The organism is Treponema sp. OMZ 805, assembly GCF_050937395.1.
GTDB lineage: Bacteria > Spirochaetota > Spirochaetia > Treponematales > Treponemataceae > Treponema.
The window spans coordinates 1-21955 of the sequence record NZ_JACCLP010000016.1; the positions used below are offsets into that span (position 1 = coordinate 1).

Consider the following 21955-nt stretch of genomic DNA (forward strand, 5'->3'; position numbering starts at 1 on the left):
GCTTGAATATTTTTAAAAGGGTGTTCTGTAACGTATGTTACGGAACACCCTCATTGTATATGATATAATCGCAACACTATGAATCTTTTGATCGTTTCCGGCCCACCGTCTTCGGGCAAAACAAGCGTTATTCTAAAGACAATCGAGGCGCTGCGCACGCAAGGACTCCGCGCCGGAGTGGTGAAATTTGACTGCCTTTACACCGATGACGATGTGCTATACGAAAAGGCCGGTATCCCTGTCCAAAAAGGTATTTCCGGCTCACTCTGCCCCGATCACTTCTTTGTTTCCAATATCGAAGAGGTAGTACAATGGGGTGTAAAAGAGAAATTTGACCTTCTGATAACGGAATCCGCAGGTTTGTGCAACCGCTGTTCTCCGTATATTAAGAATATTCTCGGGATCTGCGTTATCGATAATCTTTCCGGCATCAATACGCCGAAAAAAATCGGCCCGCTTTTAAAAGCGGCGGATATTGTTGTCATCACAAAAGGCGATATTGTGTCGCAAGCCGAACGCGAAGTGTTTTGCGCCCGTGTCAATACCGTTAATCCGCGGGCGGTTATTATGCAGGTGAACGGACTGACGGGGCAAGGCGCTTTTGAACTCAGCACGCTGCTGTTCAGTCCCGATAAAGATATTTCGACGGTGCAGGGAATGGAACTCCGATTCCCGATGCCCGCGGCGCTGTGTTCTTACTGCTTGGGCGAAACGCGGGTCGGCGAAAATTTCCAGATGGGCAACATCCGCAAGATGAAGATTGCCGAATCGCAAACAAATAGTTAAAGGGAACCTCTAAAAGGCTAACCGAGTTTTTAGAGATGTCCAAAACATCGTGCAAAAATTTTATGGGGGACAATATGGCTGCAGATACCGGTTTTGAAACGCACGGCGCCGCCGAAAAGAAAAGAGAACTTTCAAAAAAAACGATAGAAACGCTCCTCGCAGAGTATCCGTTTATTGAAGATTTTTTTGCAGAAAACAGATTGACCGAGCTGCACATTCTGGATAATACACATCGTACTTTTGACTCTTTTCTGAAAAGTCTTTCCGAAGAACAGTGTGAAGATTATGCGCTCGATAGAGAAACGTTATCATACTCATTTTTTGAATACATCATTCAAATGCAGCGGTTTTTAAATGGGGATGATGTTCAAGGCGTGCAGAGCCTTACGATACTGCCCGGTACGAATAAATCAGGTGAGCCTGAAAACTTTGAAGACCTTGTATTATATCCGTCTCAGATTATTTCGATTGTTGGACCGACCGGTTCCGGTAAGTCGCGGCTGCTTGCCGACATCGAATGGACGGCACAAAAAGACACGCCGACCGGTCGGGCAATACTGATTAACGGCGAGGCGCCCGATAAAGCGCTCCGGTTTTCGATTAACAATAAACTGGTTGCGCAGCTTTCGCAGAATATGAACTTTGTGATGGATCTTTCCGTGCGGGAGTTTATCGAGCTGCATGCGGAAAGCCGGATGGTCAAAGACAAAGAAGCAGCTGTCAGCGGTATTATCGAGGCGGCAAATAAACTGGCAGGCGAACAATTCCGGCTGGACACACCGATTACCGTGCTAAGCGGCGGGCAGTCCCGGGCGTTAATGATTGCCGATACCGCCATTTTAAGCTCATCTCCGATCGTTCTGATAGACGAGATTGAAAATGCCGGAATCGACCGGAAAAAGGCTTTGCAGCTTTTGGTATCGAACGATAAAATCGTGCTGATGGCTACGCATGATCCGGCGCTTGCGCTCTATGCCGATAAACGTATCGTCATTAAGAACGGCGGTATCTATGCGGTTATCGAAACTTCCAATCACGAGAAAGAACTGTTACATGAGCTTGAAGCGATGGATGCAAAAATCCAAGCAATGCGGGTAAAACTACGCGCCGGTGAACAACTCTAGGAACTCTTTTCAGTAATCGCATTGTACTGTGCTGTATGGCGGTTTCTCAAACTCAGCCTATGGAGGGATAGACTAACTGAACTTAAACAAATATAATTCATAATATTCTCTATAATATTAGTCATAGAAATAGGTCTCTTTGCTCAGGAAAATAATATTCCTGTTTTGCAATTTTAAAATTGTCGAATTATGCTGTGAGGTTTATACCGTTTAAAACAGTAAAAGGTCGGCAATGCTGTTCTATATGGCAACTGTTATAATTATCGCTTAATTGAGTAGTCGGTATCAAAACGATTAGGAGACGAATAGATGGGAAGTAAACTAAAGAAAAAGCGTTTTTCGTTAAGAAACAAATTGATGTTGGTTTTTGGGCTATTGATTCTGGGGGCATCTGTCATCGAGGGGGTGCTTGCAATTATGATTGCGCGCAAAGCTGTAACGGAAAAAATTGAAGCTCATTTAATAGATAAAGCTGCTGATGTCGCAGAGATTATCGATGGAAGAATACAAGCGACTCTTCAATTTGTTGAAGGGGTTGCCCGTATGCCTTCGCTGCGTGATACTTCCCTTTCATACTATCAAAAAGCACAGAGTCTCGCGCATGAAGCGGAGCATAATGCAAGGGTCGATTATTTCGGCGTGACTGATTTACAGGGAAACCGTTATGGAGCAAATGACGAGAAACCTATTTATGTCGGCGACAGGGATTGGTTCCAAGCTGCTTCATCGGGAAAAAGTTTTGTATCGGAACCCCTTATATCTCGTGTCTCAAATGCAATGCAGATTGTCTATGCCGTTCCCATTATTGGCGATAACAAAGAGATTGTCGGCGTATTGAGCGTAACTGTCGGAGCCAACCTTTTATCCGAAGTAATTCAAGATATTGTTTTGGGACAGAGCGGTTATTGCTATATACTCGGTTTAACGGGAAATACGATAGCGGATAAAGATATAGGTTTTGTCGAAGATCAATACAATTCTTATGAAGATGCACAAAGTGATCCGAGTATGGTGCCGCTTGCATCGTTTGAACAACAAGCGTTACAAGCGCAAGAACCGGGTATCGGGTATTATGACAGCGATGGCACCTCCGTAATATCTTCTTATGCTAAGAGCAAGCTATCAGGATGGACGGTTATTATGACCGCTCCATATAGCGAGCTTATGGGATCAGTGAATGAGATGAGTCTTGCTATAGACATTATCTTGGTAGTTATTTTTGTTTCAGCATTGGTTATCGTCTACTTTGTTGCACGTAGTATCGTAAAACCGATCCAAAAACTTGTTGCAGCGCTTAAGGATATTGCGCAAGGAGAAGGTGATTTAACGGTTCGTATGGTTGTAAGCGGTAATGATGAGGTAACGGATTTATCGGAGTATTTTAACGAAACAATAGAAAAAATTAGTATTACAATAAAATCTATCGGCGTCAATAGCGATATTATGGAAGAGATAGGTGGTGAGCTTGCTTCGAATATGTCCGAAACGGCAAGCTCAATCAACGAGATCAGTGCAAACATAGACGGTATTCAGCAACAAGTTTTGACCCAAGCTGCGAGCGTTACCGAAACTTCCGCGACAGTAGAGGAAATTATCCGCACTATTAAGCAGTTGAGTAGCAGTATCGAAACGCAGTCTGCAAGTGTTGCACAGTCTTCGTCATCAGTCGAGCAAATGGTTGCAAATATTACCTCTATCAGTCAGACGCTCAATAAGACTGATACAATCGTGAAAGACCTTGTGTCTGCGACAGGAGACGGAAAAGCAACGCTGGTTACGTCCAATACGGTAACGCAGAAAATAGCGGAAGAATCCGGCTCACTTATGGAAGCGTCGAGCGTTATTCAGCATATCGCATCGCAAACGAACTTACTTGCAATGAATGCTGCCATTGAAGCTGCTCATGCAGGAGAGGCAGGCAAAGGCTTTGCCGTTGTCGCCGACGAAATCCGTAAGTTGGCAGAGGATTCCGCCGTGCAGGGAAAAAACATTACGACAACGCTTAAAATACTCAGCAGTGAAATAGAAACGCTTTCGTCATCTTCTAAAACCGTAGAAGGAAAGTTTAACACTATTTTTACCCTTGCAGCCCAAGTAAAAGAAATGAGCGACCGGCTTACGGAAGCAATGCGCGAACAGGCAAACGGCAGCAACGAAGTATTAACCGCTATTAAAAACATCAATATGGTAACAACGGAAGTTCAGTCCGGTTCGGAAGAGATGTTGAAAGGCGGGGAAGGTGTCGCAGCGGAAATGCGCACATTGGATAATCTAACGCGCATTATAACCAATGGTATGAACGAAATGGCTTCAGGCGCAACACAGATTAACAATGCCGTACAGGAAGTCAACGCGATTACGCAAAAGAATACACAGAGCATTAAGGCGCTGGTTATGGAAGTTGGAAAATTTAAAGTAAACTAAACCTTATCGATATATCGAAGTTCTAGAGTACGGCACCCGTTCGGTAAGAATGGATGCCGTATTTTTTCCAACCTCAGATCATTATTCAGCTTTATTGTACCGTTTAACTTTCTTGGTTGTGGTCATTTCGAGCGGTTTGTCCAAAAGTGTGGTTTTTGTTATCCGCTGATAGGGCAGTAGTTCTTTGTTCACGATTTCGACAATCGTTTCTATTCTTTTATAAACGGCGCTGTCTCCGGCAGGAGTGCCGCGGTTAAGGTTGAGCATTTTATAAAGCTCATCAGTGGGGTATACCAATACTTCAATTTCTTCACTGGTTAAATCGTGTGCAGGATGGTAGCCTTTTACAGTTATCTGTTCGATATCGTTGTAATACATCTGGAAAGCATTTTCTATTTCTTCAGGGTATACGTTTTTACCGCCGGAGGTAACGATAAGATTCTTTGCGCGTCCGCAGAGATACAGATATTTTTCATCGTCAATCCATCCGATATCACCGGTACGGAACCATCCGTCTTCCGATAATACCTCTGCAGTTTCTTCCGGCATATTGTAATAACCCTGCATAATCATCGGTCCTTTCACGCAGATTTCTCCACGACCGTTTTCATCAGGGTCAAGAATTTTCATTTCCATATAGGGATGGAAGTAACGTCCGACGCTTTCAATCTTAAAGTGATCTTTCGGGTTTAACGCAATAATAGGAGATGTTTCGGTCAAACCGTATCCTTGGACAAAATCGATACCGAATTCATTGTATGCTCTAAAAACTTCTTTTGAAAGCGGTCCGCCGCCCGAAATTGCAATACGGAGCGTCGTGAGATTCGCCTTTTCCAATACGCTCTTAAAAAGTTTTTTTCCGATATTTTTTCCTGTTGTCTTTTTCACGATATACGAAATCCCCATGAGAAATCTGATGATACCATATACCACAACGCCTTTGCTGCGCACTCCTTTCATAATACCGGCAAGCAGCTTGTTAAAGAGGAGCGGTACACCGAGAAGCATCGTGATTTTTCCTTCTTTTAACTCGCGCAGCATACGAGATACCACTAAGGATTTTCCAAATACGATTTCTGCACCGACGGAAATTGCTTCAATAAAAACGGCGACCATAGTATAGGAGTGATGAATCGGCAGCAGTGCATAGAAAATATCGGTTTCAAATATGGTTAAGTTCGATTGAGCGATGTAACAGTCGGAGACGATATTCCGGTGGGACAGCATAACACCTTTAGGAGTACCCATCGTACCCGAGGTGAATAGGATAGCTGCTGTGTCGTTTTCCTGCAAGGGATAATAGGTAGCAAGCGGTTCCGCTTCCAAATTATATACATAGCGGTCGCTGTGTTTACTGTTTAAAGAATAGACTTCGCCGATAAAAGATTGCGATTTTGATGCTTCAATAAAATAATCATATTTTTCTTCATCAACAAAGAAAAAGAGCGGCTTTGCTGTTTTTAAAAGCGATTCGATCTCATAATTGTGTAGGCCGTAGTCGATGGGGATAATAATGCCACCGGCATACAGCGCCGCCAAATAGACAATTGCCCACTCGGAAGAATTTTTACCCGAAACGGCAATATGAGTTCCCCTTTTTACGCCATGAGCGACAAGCCAACCTGCTAACTTCTTAATTGCCGCAAGTGTTTCACGATAGGTAAGCGTAATTCTATCCGGCTCAAAGACTGTTAAACAGTTTCTATTCGGAAAACGTTCTACAGTAATTTCAAACATCTCCGGTAATGTCGGCCATTCTCCGGTAAATTTTTTCCCACGCCATGCATCAAGAAAGTCCCATGGTCGTTTTACCATTTCATGCATATCAATACACTCCTTTATAAATACAATTTTTTGATTTACTTTCAAAATTGCAATTTTCTCTTATTTTTAGTATAACTATTTTACATGATTTTGAAAGATATACGAGCCTTTTTTTTCTATTTATTTATCATATTGGCGACGGGGCAATTCCTTTTTGGGGCGCCTTCTCCAAAAGATTCTCAACGGATCGCATTTGTCAATAATGCGTTGAACTATCTCGGTACGCCCTACCGTTACGCAGGTCATTCTCCTAAGGGGATGGACTGTTCCGGTTTTGTTTTTCGCAATGGGGCTGATGTTTTAAAGTTGCAGATGCCGCGGCGCTCGGATGCGATTGCCGAATATGCAAAAAGGATAACGGATGAAGAAATTCAGCCGGGTGATTTGCTTTTCTTTAACACTGCAGGCGGTATTTCCCATGTCGGTATTTATATCGGCGCGGGAAAATTTATTCATTCGGCATCGGACGGGCCGCGTACAGGGGTTATTATTTCGACTATCCAAGAGCCGTACTGGAAAAAAACGTATCGCTTTGCAGGCAGTATTATGAAGCCGGAAGAGATTTTTCTTGCCGAATCAACTGTTCCGTTTTTTTCGAGAACACCTGAGAATTGCCAAATACATCCCGATATCCGTGCGAAATTTTAGATAAAATTTCGCACAGTAAGAAAGCAACCGCTTAAAATATTTCTAGCGCGGTTACCCTAAACACAAGAGGAGTTGTTATCATGAAAATAGTATATCGCATATTAGTATGCTGTTTCGCAACCGTTTGCATTACGGTTTCTTGTTCTTCTTCTGCCCATATCGTTATACGGGATAATACGGATTACGGCCTTACCGCAGAATTTATACCGAGCGATTTGTTGGAAAAAAATATCACACGTTTACTAAAACAAAAGGCTGAGCAGACTGACGGGCAATCCGTATTTAATGTTCAAGAGTTGAAAGAAGCGTTTACAAAAGAAGGAATTAGCGTTCAAGATATTACACTGCAAGGAACCATGGGATTACGCCTTGCATGCACTGTGCCGTATAATCATGAACTGCTCAAGGATGTTATCAGCTACGATACAAAAGAGCGAAAAACGGTATTGCGTATTTCTCCCGAAAATATCGCATCGTTTTTGGCGATACTGCCGCAGGAAAGCCGTGATTTTATTGATATGCTGATGGCGCCGCTCTTTACCGGCGATGCAATACCGCCTGCGGAATACGAAGAGCTGATCGGCGCCGCTTACGGAAAAAAGATTGCAGCCGAACTCCGCAGCTCCGAATTTGTGCTAACCGTCGATGTGCCGTATAAGGTACAGACGGCGCATATCAGTCCCGTCGGGACGGTTACCGTACAGAAAAAGACTGAAAAGACATCCCGCGCTTTGCTCCGTATTCCGCTCCTTGAGCTGCTGTGTACGGTTGGTACGATAGAGGCGCAGCTGCAGTAAACGCTTTGCGGAACCGTTCATCGCATTGGATATACGCCTTTAATAAAATGCTGAGCATATTTCTATTAGCATTTCGATACTGGTATACCTGCCGACAAAATATTCATGCTTATACAATAAAAGGAGCGTCAGTGCCCGCTATTTCTTCTTCGTTATAGAACGTTTGCTGCCCTTTGTACTCATGAATCTGTGCAATCGTGTGGTACATACTTACCGGTAAGGATTATAACTTCGACTCTGAGTTGACGCAGTACAATCTTTGGGTTACACTCAATCGCTATGAAAATTTGGTTGAAATATTTTATCGGCATTGTGCTGGGGATAATCTTTGCTCTTGTTGCCGGTGCTGAAAATACGCTGTTTGTACAAGCTGTAGAATTTTTATCAAATGCGGCAATACAGTTCGGAAGGTACGCTCTCTATCCGGCAGTATTTTTCGGATTTACACTCAGTATCTTTGAATTACGCGAAAATAGAAGTTTGCTTAAAGTTGCGATTGTTACAATTCTCATTATCTGCGGCGCCGCATTATTATTGTCTTGCATCGGATTAATATCCGTACTTATTCATACACCGGCTCGTATACCTATTTTTGTAGAAGGCATATCCGATGTACAAGTTCTCGGCGTTAAAGAATCGCTTTTACAATTACTTCCTTCCAGCTCGTTCGAAGCGCTGGTAAACGGAACCTATATTCTACCGCTTTGTATTTTCGGCGGATTTGCCGGAGCCGGTTGTGCAGTTGACAGAAATATTGCGAAGCCAACCATAACGCTCATTGATTCTTTGGCGCGGATATCTTATGCGGTACTGGTCTTTTTTGTAGATATGCTGGTATTCGGTATGGTGGCTGTTTCCTCTTATTGGGTGATTAAATTTCACGAAATGCTGTTGACTGCGGTTTTTGCCGATTTTGCAATTCTGCTTATTGTCGATCTGTTGATCATCGCCCTCATTATTTATCCCGCATTATTAAAGATTTTTTGCCGTGATATAAATCCGTATCGGGTTCTCTATGCCAGCCTCGCCCCCATGATGGCAGCCTTTTTTTCACAGGATACCCATGTTGCGCTCAGCGTATTGCTGCGTCACTCCAACGAAAGTCTCGGCGTGCGTCGACGTATTTCCTCCGTTGCCCTTCCTGTTTTCTCTATTTTCGGAAGAGCGGGTTCGGCTTTAGTCATTACCGTCAGTTTTGTTGTGATTTTAAAATCTTATTCGATTAATGTATTTAGGATAGCTTTTAGCGATATATTTTGGCTGGTGGGATATGCCTCTCTCTTCTCGTGCTTGCTTGGACGGTTCCCCATCGGAGGAACGTATATTGCGCTTACCTCATTGTGCATGTTTTATGGACGCGGCTTTGAGTCGGGGTATCTGATTCTGCGTCCGGCAGCCTTTTTTATCAGCTCCGTTGCGGCAGCAATTAATGCATTAACCGCGATAACGGGAACCTATATCACAGCGTACCGATTCAACATGACCGGCAGAAAAGATTTACGATTCTTTATTTAACTGAAGCTGATATTAAAGTGTAAAATTATGGAGCAAAAATTTCCCGTTCCGCCTCTACTTAAAGAAATAAGCGGATATTTCCATGAAGCGGGTTTTTCCGCATATCTCGTCGGCGGAGCTGTCCGCGATTTTTTCTTAAAGAAAAGGGCAAGCGATTGGGATATTGCAACCGATGCGCCGCCGCAAGAAGTAACGCGTTTATTTCGGCGAACTATTCCCACCGGCATAGAACACGGTACCGTTACCATCATCTATAAAAACAAGCATATCGAATGTACAACCTTCCGTACCGAAGCGGATTACACCGACGGGCGGCACCCCGCTGCCGTTTCATATACTGCGACTATAGAAGCCGACCTTGCGCGCCGCGACTTTACGATGAATGCCATTGCGGTTTCTCTTCCTGACGGAGAAATCGTTGATCCCTTTAACGGCAGAGCCGATATCCATACAGGACGAATCCGAACAGTCGGGAATCCGCTCGACCGATTTTTGGAGGATGGATTGCGCCCCGTCCGCGCCGTCCGGTTTGCAGCGCAGCTCGGCTTTACCATTGATACGGGAACACTACAGGCAATCCCGCAGGCGCTGCATATCACCCAAAAGATTTCGATTGAACGATTCCGCGAAGAATTTACAAAAATGCTCAGCTGTCAAACCCCGCTTACCGGCTTGCGGCTAATGGAAAGCACAGGGCTGCTGAATCTCTTTATTCCGGAACTGATGGAATGCCGCGGCATCGGGCAGGGAAGCTATCATCACTTTGATGTACTCGACCATAGCTTTCTGGTGTGCAATGCCTGCCCAGCAGGAATGGAACACATCCATATTCGGCTCGCGGGGCTTTTCCACGATATCGGGAAGCCCGCTGCCCGCAAGGAAGCGGCGGACGGCAGCTGCACCTTTTACCGCCACGAAGCTATTTCCGAAAAAATGACTCGCAGTATTATGCGGCGGCTAAAATACTCCAATGCAGAAATAGAAAAAACCGCTCATTTAGTTGCGGAACACATGTTTCATTATGATTCTTCATGGACTGATGCCGCCGTCCGCCGTTTTATCGTCCGCGTTGGGAAAGAAAATATCGACGATTTATTTGCGCTAAGGAAAGCGGATGTTTTCGGACTCACCGGCACGTATGCTGAGCCGCACTTTCTTGCAGAATTTACGGCACGCATTGATGCTATCCTCAAAGAGGACGGAGCTTACAGCCTGAAAGATTTAGCGGTTAACGGAAAAGATTTAATGGCAATCGGTATTCCTGCGGGGAAATACCTCGGTCTTGTGTTGCATGACCTTTTAGAAACCGTGCTAGACGACCCTGCACAAAATACCAAAGAGACGCTCTTACTTATTGCCTCTGCGCTTTATGAGCGGATACAACGGTTCCAATAGGTGATGACGTCCCCTTATCCTTCCATTGAATGTTAATTAAACACGTCTATCGGAGCTCCACATCCGTTGCTTTGCCGTTTCTTTCGGCAAAATTTTCTCCGGCTGCATTCGGTTCCTTAAACACCTTGAACCGCACCTGCATTCCTTCCATAATTTTCTTACGTCGAGAAGATTTCGTAAGGTTCGTAAGACCGAAGTAGAAATCGCCGCGGTCGGTAGTTTCGATGATTCCCCAGTTTCCCTTAAAGCGCTTAATGGTACCGCTCAGCGTATCGCTTTTTTGCCGTTCCGTTGCTTTAATCCAATGGTTGGGCGGAACCAGTTTATCGGTTGTCATTTCATATTGATCGGGAAAGGCTTCAAGAATTTCGCGTAAGGTATTATGGTTATACGATCGGGGATCAAATTCCGGCATACTCCGCCTGATGGATTTCCCCAAGTCGGAAAGGCTAACCCATCCGTCTTCCGTCATTCGTGAGTTTTTATAGGCATGGTTCAGCAATTTCTCCAGAGAATCGAAGGGGGAGTCTTGACTTTCCTCTTCAGGGGTTGCAGCGCTATCGAGATTTTCCAGATATTTAAATTCATTGCAGGCATTTACCCAAAGAGCCTTAGCATTTTGTTTTCCGATACCAAGTACATAAAGTCCGTATTCTCGCAATTTAAGGGCAAGACTGTAGTAATCCGAATCCGTCGAAACGATGCAAACAGCGTTAATGCTCTTATTGGTATTAGCCAACTCGATAGCATCCATAATAATGGTATTATCGGTTGCATTCGGACCGTTGCGGAACTGCTGTACGGGGCGAATGGGTATCTTCTCCAGCCAATTTTTCCACCCGTTCATATTCGGCGTTGTCCAGTCGCCGTATAAACGCTTTATCAGTAATTCACCTTCTTTAGAAACTTCGGTAATGATAGCTTCCAAAAAACTCGGCGGGATATTATCACCGTCGATCAGTAATACATATTTTCTATCCATGGCGACTATTGTATCCTTATTTATATCTTTTGCAAGCAGGAAAAAGGCATAAAAAAGGGCATTCATACCTTGTATAAATGCCCGAAATTCTTTTAGCTAAGAAATAATTTAATTGAAAATAATCCTCAAGAGGAAGATAATGAACAAAACCCATGTAATAATCGGGATTTGCTTAAATTTACCGGTTGCTGCCTTCAAAATAACGTATGACATGATACCGTAAACGATACCTTCGGCAACGCTGTAGGCAAACGGCATCATAACGATTGTTAAGAATGCAGGAATACCTTCCGTAGGATCTTTGAAATCGATTTCGGCTGCGGCACTTAGCATCAAGAAGCCGACGATGATGAGCGCCGGTGCGGTAGCTGCTGACGGGATTAATAAGAAAAGCGGTGAGAAAATCAAAGCAATTAAGAAGAACACACCGGTTGTCAACGCTGTTAAACCGGTTCGTCCGCCGGCTGCTACGCCCGAAGTGCTTTCAACAAAGCTGGTAACCGTAGAGGTTCCCAGCATGGCACCGAAAACCGTACCGATAGCATCGGATAATAACGCTTGCTTTACTCGCGGGATGTTCCCGTTTTTGTCGACAAGCCCTGCGCTGTTGGTAACACCGACTAAGGTACCGACCGTATCAAAAATATCAACAAAAAGGAAGGAGAAAAATACTGTAAAGAACTGGAAGCTGAATATATTGCTAAAGTCAAAATTCCAGAAAATCGGAGCTGCCGGTAAGCTTACGATTGACCAATTTTCCCAGCCGCCAAACGGTACGGTAACACCTATCGGAATGCCGATTACGGTCGTAATCAAAATTCCAAGAAGAATTGAACCCGGAACACGCAAAACATACAAAACTGCGGTAATAACCAAGCCGATAATTCCTAATAGGGCGGGCCCCGAAGTAACGTTGCCGAGACCGACTAATGTCGCAGGGTTATCAACGATAATTTCCGCATTTTTCATACCGATTAAGGTGATGAAAAGACCGATACCTGCTGCGACCGCTTTTTTCAGATTGAAGGGGATTGATTCGACAATCGCTTCCCGTACATTGAAAAAAGACAGCAGAATAAACAGCAAGCCTTCGAAGAATACTGCCGTTAATGCCGTAGCGGGCGAATACTTCATTCCGATAACGACGGTATACGTGAAGAAAGCATTTAACCCCATACCGGGCGCAAGCGCAACAGGGAGATTGGCAAGAAATGCCATCATCAAAGTTGCAATTGCCGCAGATAATGCGGTAGCCGTAAACACACTGCCGGCATTTAAGCCTGCGTCACTTAAAATGAGCGGGTTAACGGCAAGGATATACGCCATTGCAAGGAATGTGGTCAAGCCTGCAATGATTTCGGTACGCACATTCGTTTTGTGCGCTTGAAGCTGAAAGAGTTTTTCCATAAAGTAGCCTCCTTTTAGAATAAATGAGTACCAATCAGCGTTATTATCAGTGTAGCACGAAATGTTTGTTTCCGCAAGAAAATTTTTTTGTTTCCTTACTTTTTTTTAGGTGTTCTTATTTAATTTTAGGGTATGCCTTAGGATCGGTACCGGCCAACGATGCCATAAGCTAAGAAGACATCGCCTGCTGAATCTCTGCAAGCTGTTGTTTGCGTTTTTGCTTATGCGCATACATAGCGCTATCCGCTTGTGTAAAGTGCTGCATTAAGTCAGTATGATTGTTTTTTATCATCGAAGAACCCACTGAAATGGAAACCGCCCAAGATTTTTTTTGCTTTGTGCATAATGTTTCTATTTTTTTTATGATGGTTGTCGCATCAGTTCCGGTACAATGCGGTATAAAGGCAACAAATTCGTCCCCGCCTATGCGAAACAGCGTATTCGGCGTATTTATCGCTTGTTTGAGTATTGCAGCGCATGTTTGAATATAATCGTCGCCAGCGTTGTGTCCGAATGTGTCGTTGACCTTTTTAAGGTCGTCTATATCGGCGACAAGCAAAAGACAAGGCTTTACAGAATTTTGTACGATTGTTTCTTTCCGCAACTCAAAGCAGCTTCGGTTTAAACATCCACAAAGTGCATCGGTAAATGCATTTTGTTCAATTTTTTGTATAAGTTCACCTAACATACCGGCATCATACATAATAATGGTTGTTCCGACACTTTTATCGTTTTGAGGGTTTACAACTATCTTTTTATGACAAAGGAACACTTTTCCCGTTGCCCTGTGCTGTATGTACAGAGCATACTCGGTTTGCTCTCGAGACTGAATAGGTACAAAAAAACGGCTGCAAAACATATCGTCATACAGCGAATACCGTTGAATGGGGATGTTTGCTTTAGTAAAAAATTGCATAGCAGCGGTATTTGCTTTAAGTAATTCGTTTTTTGTATTAAAGATGAGCACCGGTTGACTAAAACCTTGAAAGAAGTCCTTTCTGCCAAGATAGAGTCCTTTTTGATCCATATCCCGAGAGGTTAAGAAATACAAAACATTAATACTGAACAAATGAGCGAATAGCGAAAGAAGCATTATCGGTTTCGTTTGACCAATAAACGTACCGATGATATTTATTACGGTAAAAATACAGACTGTAACCGTTATAGCGATAACTTCCTTGCGGTTTTTTACTTGAGGCGAAAACAGTCTGATAAAAAATAACATACACGACAGGGTGATTAACGCATAGCTGTACAAAACATGTATGTAGAACCAGTGGCCGTAAATAAACGGCTGAATACCAATATCGAATATTTCTGCTTCCGGATTTATACTAATAAAAAAGGAGTGCCGATTTGCCGTAATGCTTAATATACAGGTTATACAGGGAATAACCGCGATTAATCTACGATATAAAAGCGGAAAATTCGGTATACAGTAAGATTGGGCATAGTAAAATAAAAACAACGCTGAAAATGCGATACACGTATAGATGGAACGAGTCATAATAAAACTTAACTGAAGCTCGTGCGTTTGTATCAAAAAAAAGCGTATTAAATTCCAAAAACCGATCATAGCGGCTAAGTAAGCGATGGACTTAAAAACAGGATTCCAGTTGCTTTTTTTTAATGAAGCTACCGCTATAATAAAGGCGGATGCCGCGTTAAGCATGCAAAAGGAATCAAAGACATCCGTTATATTTATATTCATAATAGGTAGGATTATAAGGGTGATTTTTTACATTGTCAATCTTTTATTTTTTATATGGGAGTCTCTAAAAACCTAACCGAGTTTTTTAGAGGTTCCCTATTGCCACAGATAAAATTGGTGAATAGCTTTGAGAAAGAATAGCCCCGCTGTTAACAGCGCTCCGATACCCAATAGGGTGAAAAACCATGAGCCGGTATACAACAAGAGCGTATATGCGATTAACATTACTAACAGCCAAATCGCGGCCTTCCGATACTCGGTAATACTGCGGTAGATGCCGACCATTAAAAACGATGCTACAGCCAATCCGCAAACAATCCCGTTAAAGGAATAAAGGAGATAGCGATAAGAGCGGGAAAACGAGAAGAACGAAACCGTATGAATGGTATCGATTGGGATAACATGAGACAATGCGAAGGCAGTAAAACACAACAAGAAAATAATGGACCCCGTTTCTCGCGTAAAAGTTTTATGGGCAAAGAGGCTTGATGTTAAAAGCGCTAAACAGGCTCCGAACCGGAAAAAGAAAATAATCCGTGCAACGGGAGCCATAAAAACAACCAATAACGGATATTGCACTTGCAACGGAAAAAGCAGTTGTAATGCTTCAAAAGACAGTGCAAAAATAAACAAACTAAAAAACGAAATTTCCAGTGCATGGGTTTTTTCAAAAAGGAAAAAAATGCAAATAAGCAGTACCAACGCTATCAGAGGGAGCGCGGTAATGCCGGCCAAGACTGCATAATTATTATAGGCAAAAAATGGAAAACTTAATAACCGAAAGGTACTTTCAGGCGCTGTCGGCAGTTCTGCGAGCAAATTGTGTGTAACAATAGCAATACAGCAACTTATACTTCCAACTACCATGAGCGCAGCAATACAGATACTGAAAATTAAGATTCTATTACGTCCGGCTATTGTCATACGTGACAGTATAGTTTGAAACCCGCGTCTCTGTCAAATATCCGTGGTATCTCTAAAAGCTAACCGAGTTTTTTGCAGATACATGGATAACACTTTAGTTTATTTTTTCTTGACCATTTGTAATTCCGTTAGTATTTTCTATTTGTCAAATGAGAAACACAGACGGCGGTTCAGCTAATAGGCAGATAAAGCGTCGGATATTTTGAGGAAGGGAATGACAAAAAAACACGGAAAAAAGCATGAGCAGGAGTGCGAAGCGCAGCCGGCAGAGCAGAACGGTATGAACACGGACTCCGAAGCCGGTAAAAAAGCTGCGGCAGCGGATACGCACGGTAGCGGTACGGAAAATACCGGGCGTAATGTAGCGTCTGAGCAGCAGACCGGCAATCAAGAGCATGGCAACACGGCTTCTGGACAAACTGCTTCGGACACGGAAGCATCAAAGGAAGCTAAACCGGAACTGTCCGATGCCGAAAAGCTCGCATCTTTGGAAGCAAAATGCAAGGAATTGCAGGATCAATATCTGCGCAAAGCGGCGGATTTCGATAACTACCGCAAGCGCATGATAAAAGAGAAACAGGAGGCAATCGATTACGCAAACACGAATTTGATTTCCGACCTCTTGCAGATATTGGATGACTTTGACCGTGCAATCGAAGCGGGTAAAAAGGCCGGAGAAGAGAGCGCTGCTGCCTTTATGCAGGGTGTTGTAATGATCCGGAACGGCTTATCTTCGCTACTTGAGTCAAAGTACGGATTGCAGTATTACGAAGTACAGGGAAAGGTATTTAACCCCGACATTCACGAAGCCGTTGCAACAAATCCCTCGGCGGAGGTTACGGAACCGACTGTCGGAGCGGAACTGCAAAAAGGGTATAAATTGAAGGAACGGATTCTCCGTCCGGCAAAGGTCATGGTATTGATGCCTACACCGGCCGAGAAGAAATAAGAGGCTCTCGATCACGCTCTTTGCGCTTTTCGGAGCCGTCAATAAGACTATAAGATAGTACCCATATTGGGGTACATAAGAAGGAGTTTTTATTATGGGAAAGATTATCGGAATTGACTTAGGAACAACCAACTCTTGTGTTGCAATTATGGAAGGTGGCGAGCCTGTCGTTATCCCAAATGCCGAAGGAGGACGTACCACACCCTCTATCGTCGCATTCAAAAAAGATGAACGGATTGTCGGTCAGCCTGCTAAAAACCAGATGATTACCAATCCCGAAGGTACCATTTATTCGGTAAAACGCTTTATCGGTCATCGGTACAGCGAATTAACCGACGAATTAAAACGTGTTCCGTATAAAATCGTACCGCAGGGTGATGATGTCCGTATCGAAGTGGATGGCAAAAAATATTCGACGCAGGAAATTTCAGCGTTTATTCTGCAGAAAATGAAGAAAACCGCAGAAGACTATTTAGGCGAACCGGTAACCGAAGCGGTTATCACCGTTCCTGCATACTTTAACGACGCACAGCGCCAAGCAACAAAGGATGCCGGTAAAATCGCAGGATTGGATGTAAAGCGGATTATCAACGAACCGACGGCGGCTTCGCTTGCATTCGGCTTTAACAAGGATTCAAAGAAAGAGAAAGTTATCGCGGTCTACGACCTTGGCGGCGGTACCTTCGATATTTCGATTTTGGAATTGGGCGACGGCGTATTCGAGGTTAAATCAACCAACGGCGATACCCACTTGGGTGGCGATGACTTTGATAACCGCATTGTTGAGTGGCTCGAAAAAGAGTTTAAGGCAGATCAGGGTATCGACCTTTCACAGGATCGTATGGCGTTACAGCGTCTCCGCGAAGCGGCAGAAAAAGCAAAGATCGAGCTTTCCAGCCGTGCAGAAACGGAAATCAACCTTCCGTTCATCACCGCCGACGCAAACGGTCCCAAGCACTTGCAGAAAACGCTGACCCGTGCAAAGTTTGAGCAGATGACCGATGACCTTTTTGAACGCACGAAAGAACCGTGCCGCAAAGCTCTAAAGGATGCAGGGCTTGAACCGAATCAGATCGATGAAATCCTGCTGGTCGGCGGTTCTACCCGTATGCCGAAGGTTGCGCAGATTATCAAAGAAATTTTCGGTAAAGAAGGTTCAAAGGGTGTAAACCCCGACGAAGCGGTTGCGGTCGGCGCTGCTATTCAGGGCGGTATTTTGGGCGGCGATGTCAAAGACGTACTGTTGCTCGATGTTACCCCGCTTTCGCTCGGTATCGAAACGATGGGCGGCGTGTTCACTCCGTTGATCAATCGTAACACTACCATTCCTACCCGCAAGAGTCAGGTATTCTCTACTGCGGCTGACGGACAGACGGCGGTTTCCATCCATGTCTTGCAGGGTGAGCGCGGTATGGCAAGCCAGAACCGGACGCTCGGCAACTTCGACTTGGTCGGTATTCCTCCGGCTCCCCGCGGCGTTCCGCAGATTGAAGTTACCTTCGACATCGACGCGAACGGTATCGTGCATGTTTCCGCAAAAGACCTTGGAACCGGTAAAGAACAGCACATCCGCATCGAAAGTTCCAGCGGCTTGAGCGAAAGCGAAATCGACCGCATGGTGAAGGAAGCGGAAGCCAACGCCGAAAACGATAAGAAAGAGCGCGAAAGAGTTGAGGTTCGCAACGAAGCAGACTCGATGATCTATCAAACCGAAAAGACCTTAAAGGAAATGGGTGATAAGGTGAACGCCGCCGACAAGCAGCGTATTGAAGATGCTGTTGCAACCTTAAAGAAGGCTGTAGAAGGCGGAGATACTGCCGACATCAAGTCCAAGACCGAAGCGCTCCAGCAGGCTGCGTACAAGATTGCAGAAGAAATGTATAAGCAGCAGGGTGCCGGGGCCGGGGCGGCGGGATCTGCCGGATCCGGTGCAACAGGTGGCGCTGACGACAGCGGACCCACCAAAGGAACCGCCGATGACGTTGACTACGAAGTCGTAAAAGACGAAGATAAATAACCCCACGGTTTTTCTTCTATGCGAAATTTTCTTGAATTTTTCTTGAAAATTTCGCATATTTTTTTTAGAATAAGGGTAAGCACAGCAAACGGATAAAAACAAATCGCAGACGGAGAGGCTAAAAATAGTCTCTCCGTTAGCCTTTTAGAAATAGGCGAGGCAGATACGAGGCATGAACAAAAATTACCCGCAGTCGTGCTTCTGCACGTCGAGGACTAATTTTTGTGAAATAACGAAGTAGATGCCCACATATTTTTAAAAGGAGAGGTTGAACAGCCTACAGGATTCTGCGGGATATACTAAAAAATCGTTTGCTGCGTTTACCCTAGGAGCTTATTTTGGCACAACGAGATTATTATGAGGTATTGGGCGTAGCAAAGACCGCTACCGCCGATGAAATAAAAAAAGCCTACCGTAAATTGGCAATTCAATATCACCCCGATAAAAACCCCGGAAATAAAGAAGCGGAAGAAAAATTTAAAGAGGCGACTGAAGCCTACGAAGTGCTTATTGACGACAAAAAACGCAGCGTCTATGACCAATACGGTTTTGACGGTGTTAAAAATATGGGCGGCGGTTTTGATCCGTCCGCATTCCAAGGTTTTGAAGACATCTTCGGCGGCGGAGGCGGGCTTTCCGACTTGTTCGAAAGCTTATTCGGCGGAGGCGGGTTCGGAGGATTCGGCGGGTTCGGTTCATCGAGCCGCGGTTCTTCACGGAGCAGCGGCCCCGCACGGGGTGCAAACCTCCGGTATGACTTGCAAATCGACTTTACCGACGCCGTATACGGCAAGAAGATTGAAATACAGTATTCACGCGACGAGCACTGTACGGAATGCAAGGGCTCGGGAAGCGCCGGCGGGGGCGGCAGAAAGATGTGCCCCGACTGTAAGGGTACCGGACAGGTACGGCAGAACACCGGCTTTTTCTCCATCGCGAGTACCTGCCGGCGATGCGGCGGCTCGGGAACTATTATTGAAAACCCGTGCAAAAAATGCGGCGGTTCCGGCTTAGAGCGGAAAAAGCAAAAAATTATCATCACCATCCCCGCCGGTGTTGAAGAAGGCAAGCGCATTACCATTCCCAAACAGGGAAATGCAGGTTCAGGCGGCGGCGATTACGGCGACCTCTACGTATTCATCTTTATTAAGCCGCATCACTTATTCGAACGGCATGGGAACGACCTGTACTGTGTAATTCCCATCTCGATGACGCAAGCCGCGCTCGGAGGAGAAATAACGGTAAAATCGCTGAACGATAAGCGCCTGACGGTAAAAATTCCCGCCGGTACGCAGCACGGCGATGCGCTCAAGGTGCGCGGAGAAGGTGTCCCCGCTGCAAGCGGCAGAACCGGCGACCTCTACCTCAAGGTCATCATAAAAATACCGACGAGGATATCTTCCGGCGGTAAGAAACTGCTCAGCGAATTTTCTGCAATGGAAGGTGAAAATACGGCGCCGGAGATGGTGCCGCTGTCTAAGTTGTAATCACTGGAGCGACTTAAATGAAAAAAATTTCAATACTGGCGGGTATTCTGTTTTGTCTGGTTTGTGCGGCAGCGTTGAATGCGGAAGAGGCGGCCGATGACTTCGGCTTTGACAGCGAGGTGGAATCGGGCAGTGCTTTTTCGATTGATATCGGCGGAAAGCTTTCCCTCGGCGGCTCGTTTTATTTTAACGATTTTAAGACTTTTAAGGATGTGCAGCCCGGTTCGCTGGTTGAGGGAAAGCTGCACGTTCACGCAACCGCGCCGATGACGGAAGCCTATTTCGGCGTTAAGCTTAACGGTAAAACCCTCGCTCCCTTGCTCGGCAAAGAGCAGGACGTTTTTCCCAAAAGCCCCCAGATTGCTCCGTGGATTGACGAAGCATATCTCAAAATGCTCTTTGGTTCGGTAGTTATTACCGGCGGCATCCAAAAGATGAACTGGGGGCGGGCGGAAGATTTGAGCGTGCTTGATATCGTCAATCCTCGCGACAAAACCGACCTTACGCTGATGTATGCCCCGCAGGAGATGAAAATTGCCCGCCCGCTCATATCCGCAGTCGTGTACCTTCCGTATGATCTCAAACTGGAAGGCGTATATTTGCCGGTATTTGAAGGGAACCGCATCGTTACCGGAAAAACCGACCGCTGGTATTCGCAGCAATTTAACCGGATTGTGCAAACCGACCCATCGTTTTTTACCCGTGCGGTTGACACAGTTAAAACGAATACCCTCGTATATTCGCAGGGCGGCGGGCGGCTTACGGCTGCCGTAGGAGGCAAGCACGACTTCGGTATTCAGTATTTTTACGGTCGGCTGCCGGAGCTTGCATTTGAAACCCTTTCCCCTACAACCTTTACCGGTCTCTATAATCCCTATCACCACATCGGTATCGACTACGGTGTCGGACTCGGCCCCGTATCGCTCAGTGCGGAATTCGCCGCAAATATCACCTCGGATTTATCGGGCAATAATCCTTCCATATATAACCCGTCGCTTGCGTGGAATATCGGTGCGGTCTATTCCGCACCCCTCGGCTTTCAACTCAGCTTAACGGCAACGGAAAACATTCGGCTTCATCATAGCAGAAGTGCTGCTCAAATCAGCGATGTGGAATACGGCAAAAAAGCAACGGATACTAAGCTCGCATTTTCCGTATCGCAAACCCTCTTGCGTAATTCCTTGGAATGGAAACTCGGCGCCATTGTCGGGCTTGAGGACGCAGACTTTTGCATTATGCCCGGTATCCATTGGCAGCTCGCAACCTTGCTTATCGACTGTAATGTCGGTATCTTCGGCGGTAAAAAGACCGGAAACTTCGGACAATTTTCCCGCAATAGCTTTATCAGACTCACTCTCGCGTATGAGTTTTAAAACAGGTTGCCTTGAAATGTGATAACCGAGGATACGTATGACATATACCCAATGGTATGATTCTCCGCTGGGGAACATTTTGCTGGCAGCAGACAGCGCAGGTTTGACCGGCGTGTGGTTCAACGGCGAAAAGTTTTTTGCTCAGTATCTTGAAGAACAGCATGAAGAAAAAGAAACCCCGTTTTTACAGCAAACAAAGCGATGGCTTGATGTCTATTTTTCCGGAAAAGAACCTGATTTTACCGTGCCGCTCCATTTTAACGGAACGGATTTCCAAAATGCAGTGTGGAATATCCTCTGTACTATTCCGTACGGGCATACAACTACCTACGGTGAAATAGCCAAGCAAATTGCCCGTCAACGAGGTCTATCCCGTATGTCTGCACATGCGGTCGGCGGTGCAGTCGGTCATAATGGCATTTCCATTATCGTACCCTGTCATCGTGTTATCGGAGCGAACGGTAACTTAACCGGCTATGCAGGCGGCCTTGATAAAAAAAGAGCATTACTGACGCTGGAGAAAGTTCTTTTTACTTAGGCAATTCTCTGTTACTTTCGAACGAACGCGGAGCAATGAAATAGCCGAAAAGAA

General features: G+C 45.0%; 17 protein-coding genes. 12 read left to right on the top strand and 5 right to left on the bottom strand.

The genetic code is table 11. The features are described from left to right. The first annotated feature begins 78 nt into the window (after positions 1-78). The 3 genes from HGH47_RS10960 (at position 79) to HGH47_RS10970 (ending at position 4334) form a co-directional block, all read left to right on the top strand. A complete protein-coding gene (locus HGH47_RS10960) occupies positions 79-786 on the top strand; it encodes a GTP-binding protein (RefSeq protein ID WP_212566332.1) in 708 nt (235 codons plus the stop codon). 74 nt (positions 787-860) lie between these two features. Then, entirely contained in the window at positions 861-1910 is a 1050-nt protein-coding gene (locus HGH47_RS10965; RefSeq protein ID WP_432912359.1) for an ATP-binding cassette domain-containing protein, read from the top strand. A gap of 309 nt (positions 1911-2219) precedes the next feature. Beyond that, the gene (locus HGH47_RS10970; protein ID WP_212566333.1) at positions 2220-4334 is read left to right on the top strand and encodes a methyl-accepting chemotaxis protein; all 2115 of its coding nucleotides are present in this window, start codon (positions 2220-2222) and stop codon (positions 4332-4334) included. Between the two features lie 81 nt (positions 4335-4415). On the opposite strand, the gene HGH47_RS10975 is transcribed toward HGH47_RS10970, so the two are convergent. Then, positions 4416-6158, bottom strand: coding sequence for an AMP-dependent synthetase/ligase (locus tag HGH47_RS10975; RefSeq protein ID WP_212566334.1), 1743 nt, complete (start codon positions 6156-6158; stop codon positions 4416-4418). A gap of 84 nt (positions 6159-6242) precedes the next feature. On the opposite strand from HGH47_RS10975, the gene HGH47_RS10980 reads away from it, so the two are divergent. From HGH47_RS10980 to HGH47_RS10995, 4 genes are all read left to right on the top strand, one after another. Continuing rightward, on the top strand, positions 6243-6806 hold the full coding sequence (locus HGH47_RS10980) for a C40 family peptidase (protein WP_212566335.1): 564 nt from the start codon (positions 6243-6245) through the stop codon (positions 6804-6806). Between the two features lie 80 nt (positions 6807-6886). Next, positions 6887-7603 (top strand): hypothetical protein, encoded by a 717-nt coding sequence (locus tag HGH47_RS10985; protein ID WP_230974622.1) that lies wholly within the window; start codon positions 6887-6889, stop codon positions 7601-7603. Positions 7604-7882: 279 nt separating this feature from the next. Continuing rightward, positions 7883-9118, top strand: coding sequence for a dicarboxylate/amino acid:cation symporter (locus HGH47_RS10990; protein WP_212566336.1), 1236 nt, complete (start codon positions 7883-7885; stop codon positions 9116-9118). 27 nt (positions 9119-9145) lie between these two features. Then, positions 9146-10513, top strand: a complete 1368-nt coding sequence (locus HGH47_RS10995; RefSeq protein WP_212566337.1) for a CCA tRNA nucleotidyltransferase — start codon at positions 9146-9148, stop codon at positions 10511-10513. Between the two features lie 46 nt (positions 10514-10559). Here the strand turns inward: HGH47_RS10995 and HGH47_RS11000 are convergent, their stop codons facing one another. The 4 genes from HGH47_RS11000 to HGH47_RS11015 all read right to left on the bottom strand — a co-directional run bounded on the left by HGH47_RS11000 (position 10560) and on the right by HGH47_RS11015 (position 15537). Beyond that, positions 10560-11495 carry an NYN domain-containing protein gene (locus HGH47_RS11000; protein WP_212566338.1) on the bottom strand — a complete coding sequence of 312 codons (936 nt, stop codon included), beginning with the start codon at positions 11493-11495 and terminating at the stop codon, positions 10560-10562. A gap of 108 nt (positions 11496-11603) precedes the next feature. Then, positions 11604-12902, bottom strand: coding sequence for an NCS2 family permease (locus HGH47_RS11005; RefSeq protein ID WP_212566339.1), 1299 nt, complete (start codon positions 12900-12902; stop codon positions 11604-11606). A 169-nt stretch (positions 12903-13071) separates the two neighbouring features. Further along, positions 13072-14574 carry a histidine kinase N-terminal 7TM domain-containing diguanylate cyclase gene (locus HGH47_RS11010; protein WP_230974623.1) on the bottom strand — a complete coding sequence of 501 codons (1503 nt, stop codon included), beginning with the start codon at positions 14572-14574 and terminating at the stop codon, positions 13072-13074. A gap of 135 nt (positions 14575-14709) precedes the next feature. Continuing rightward, entirely contained in the window at positions 14710-15537 is an 828-nt protein-coding gene (locus tag HGH47_RS11015) for a hypothetical protein (protein ID WP_212566341.1), read from the bottom strand. Positions 15538-15751: 214 nt separating this feature from the next. On the opposite strand from HGH47_RS11015, the gene grpE reads away from it, so the two are divergent. From grpE to HGH47_RS11040, 5 genes are all read left to right on the top strand, one after another. After that, positions 15752-16486, top strand: coding sequence for a nucleotide exchange factor GrpE (gene grpE / locus HGH47_RS11020; RefSeq protein WP_212566342.1), 735 nt, complete (start codon positions 15752-15754; stop codon positions 16484-16486). A gap of 94 nt (positions 16487-16580) precedes the next feature. Continuing rightward, a complete protein-coding gene (gene dnaK, locus HGH47_RS11025) occupies positions 16581-18503 on the top strand; it encodes a molecular chaperone DnaK (RefSeq protein WP_212566343.1) in 1923 nt (640 codons plus the stop codon). A gap of 338 nt (positions 18504-18841) precedes the next feature. Then, positions 18842-19990, top strand: coding sequence for a molecular chaperone DnaJ (gene dnaJ, locus HGH47_RS11030; protein ID WP_212566344.1), 1149 nt, complete (start codon positions 18842-18844; stop codon positions 19988-19990). A 17-nt stretch (positions 19991-20007) separates the two neighbouring features. Next, positions 20008-21363 (top strand): hypothetical protein, encoded by a 1356-nt coding sequence (locus tag HGH47_RS11035; RefSeq protein WP_212566345.1) that lies wholly within the window; start codon positions 20008-20010, stop codon positions 21361-21363. A gap of 37 nt (positions 21364-21400) precedes the next feature. Further along, a complete protein-coding gene (locus tag HGH47_RS11040) occupies positions 21401-21901 on the top strand; it encodes a methylated-DNA--[protein]-cysteine S-methyltransferase (protein WP_212566346.1) in 501 nt (166 codons plus the stop codon). Positions 21902-21955 lie beyond the last annotated feature (54 nt).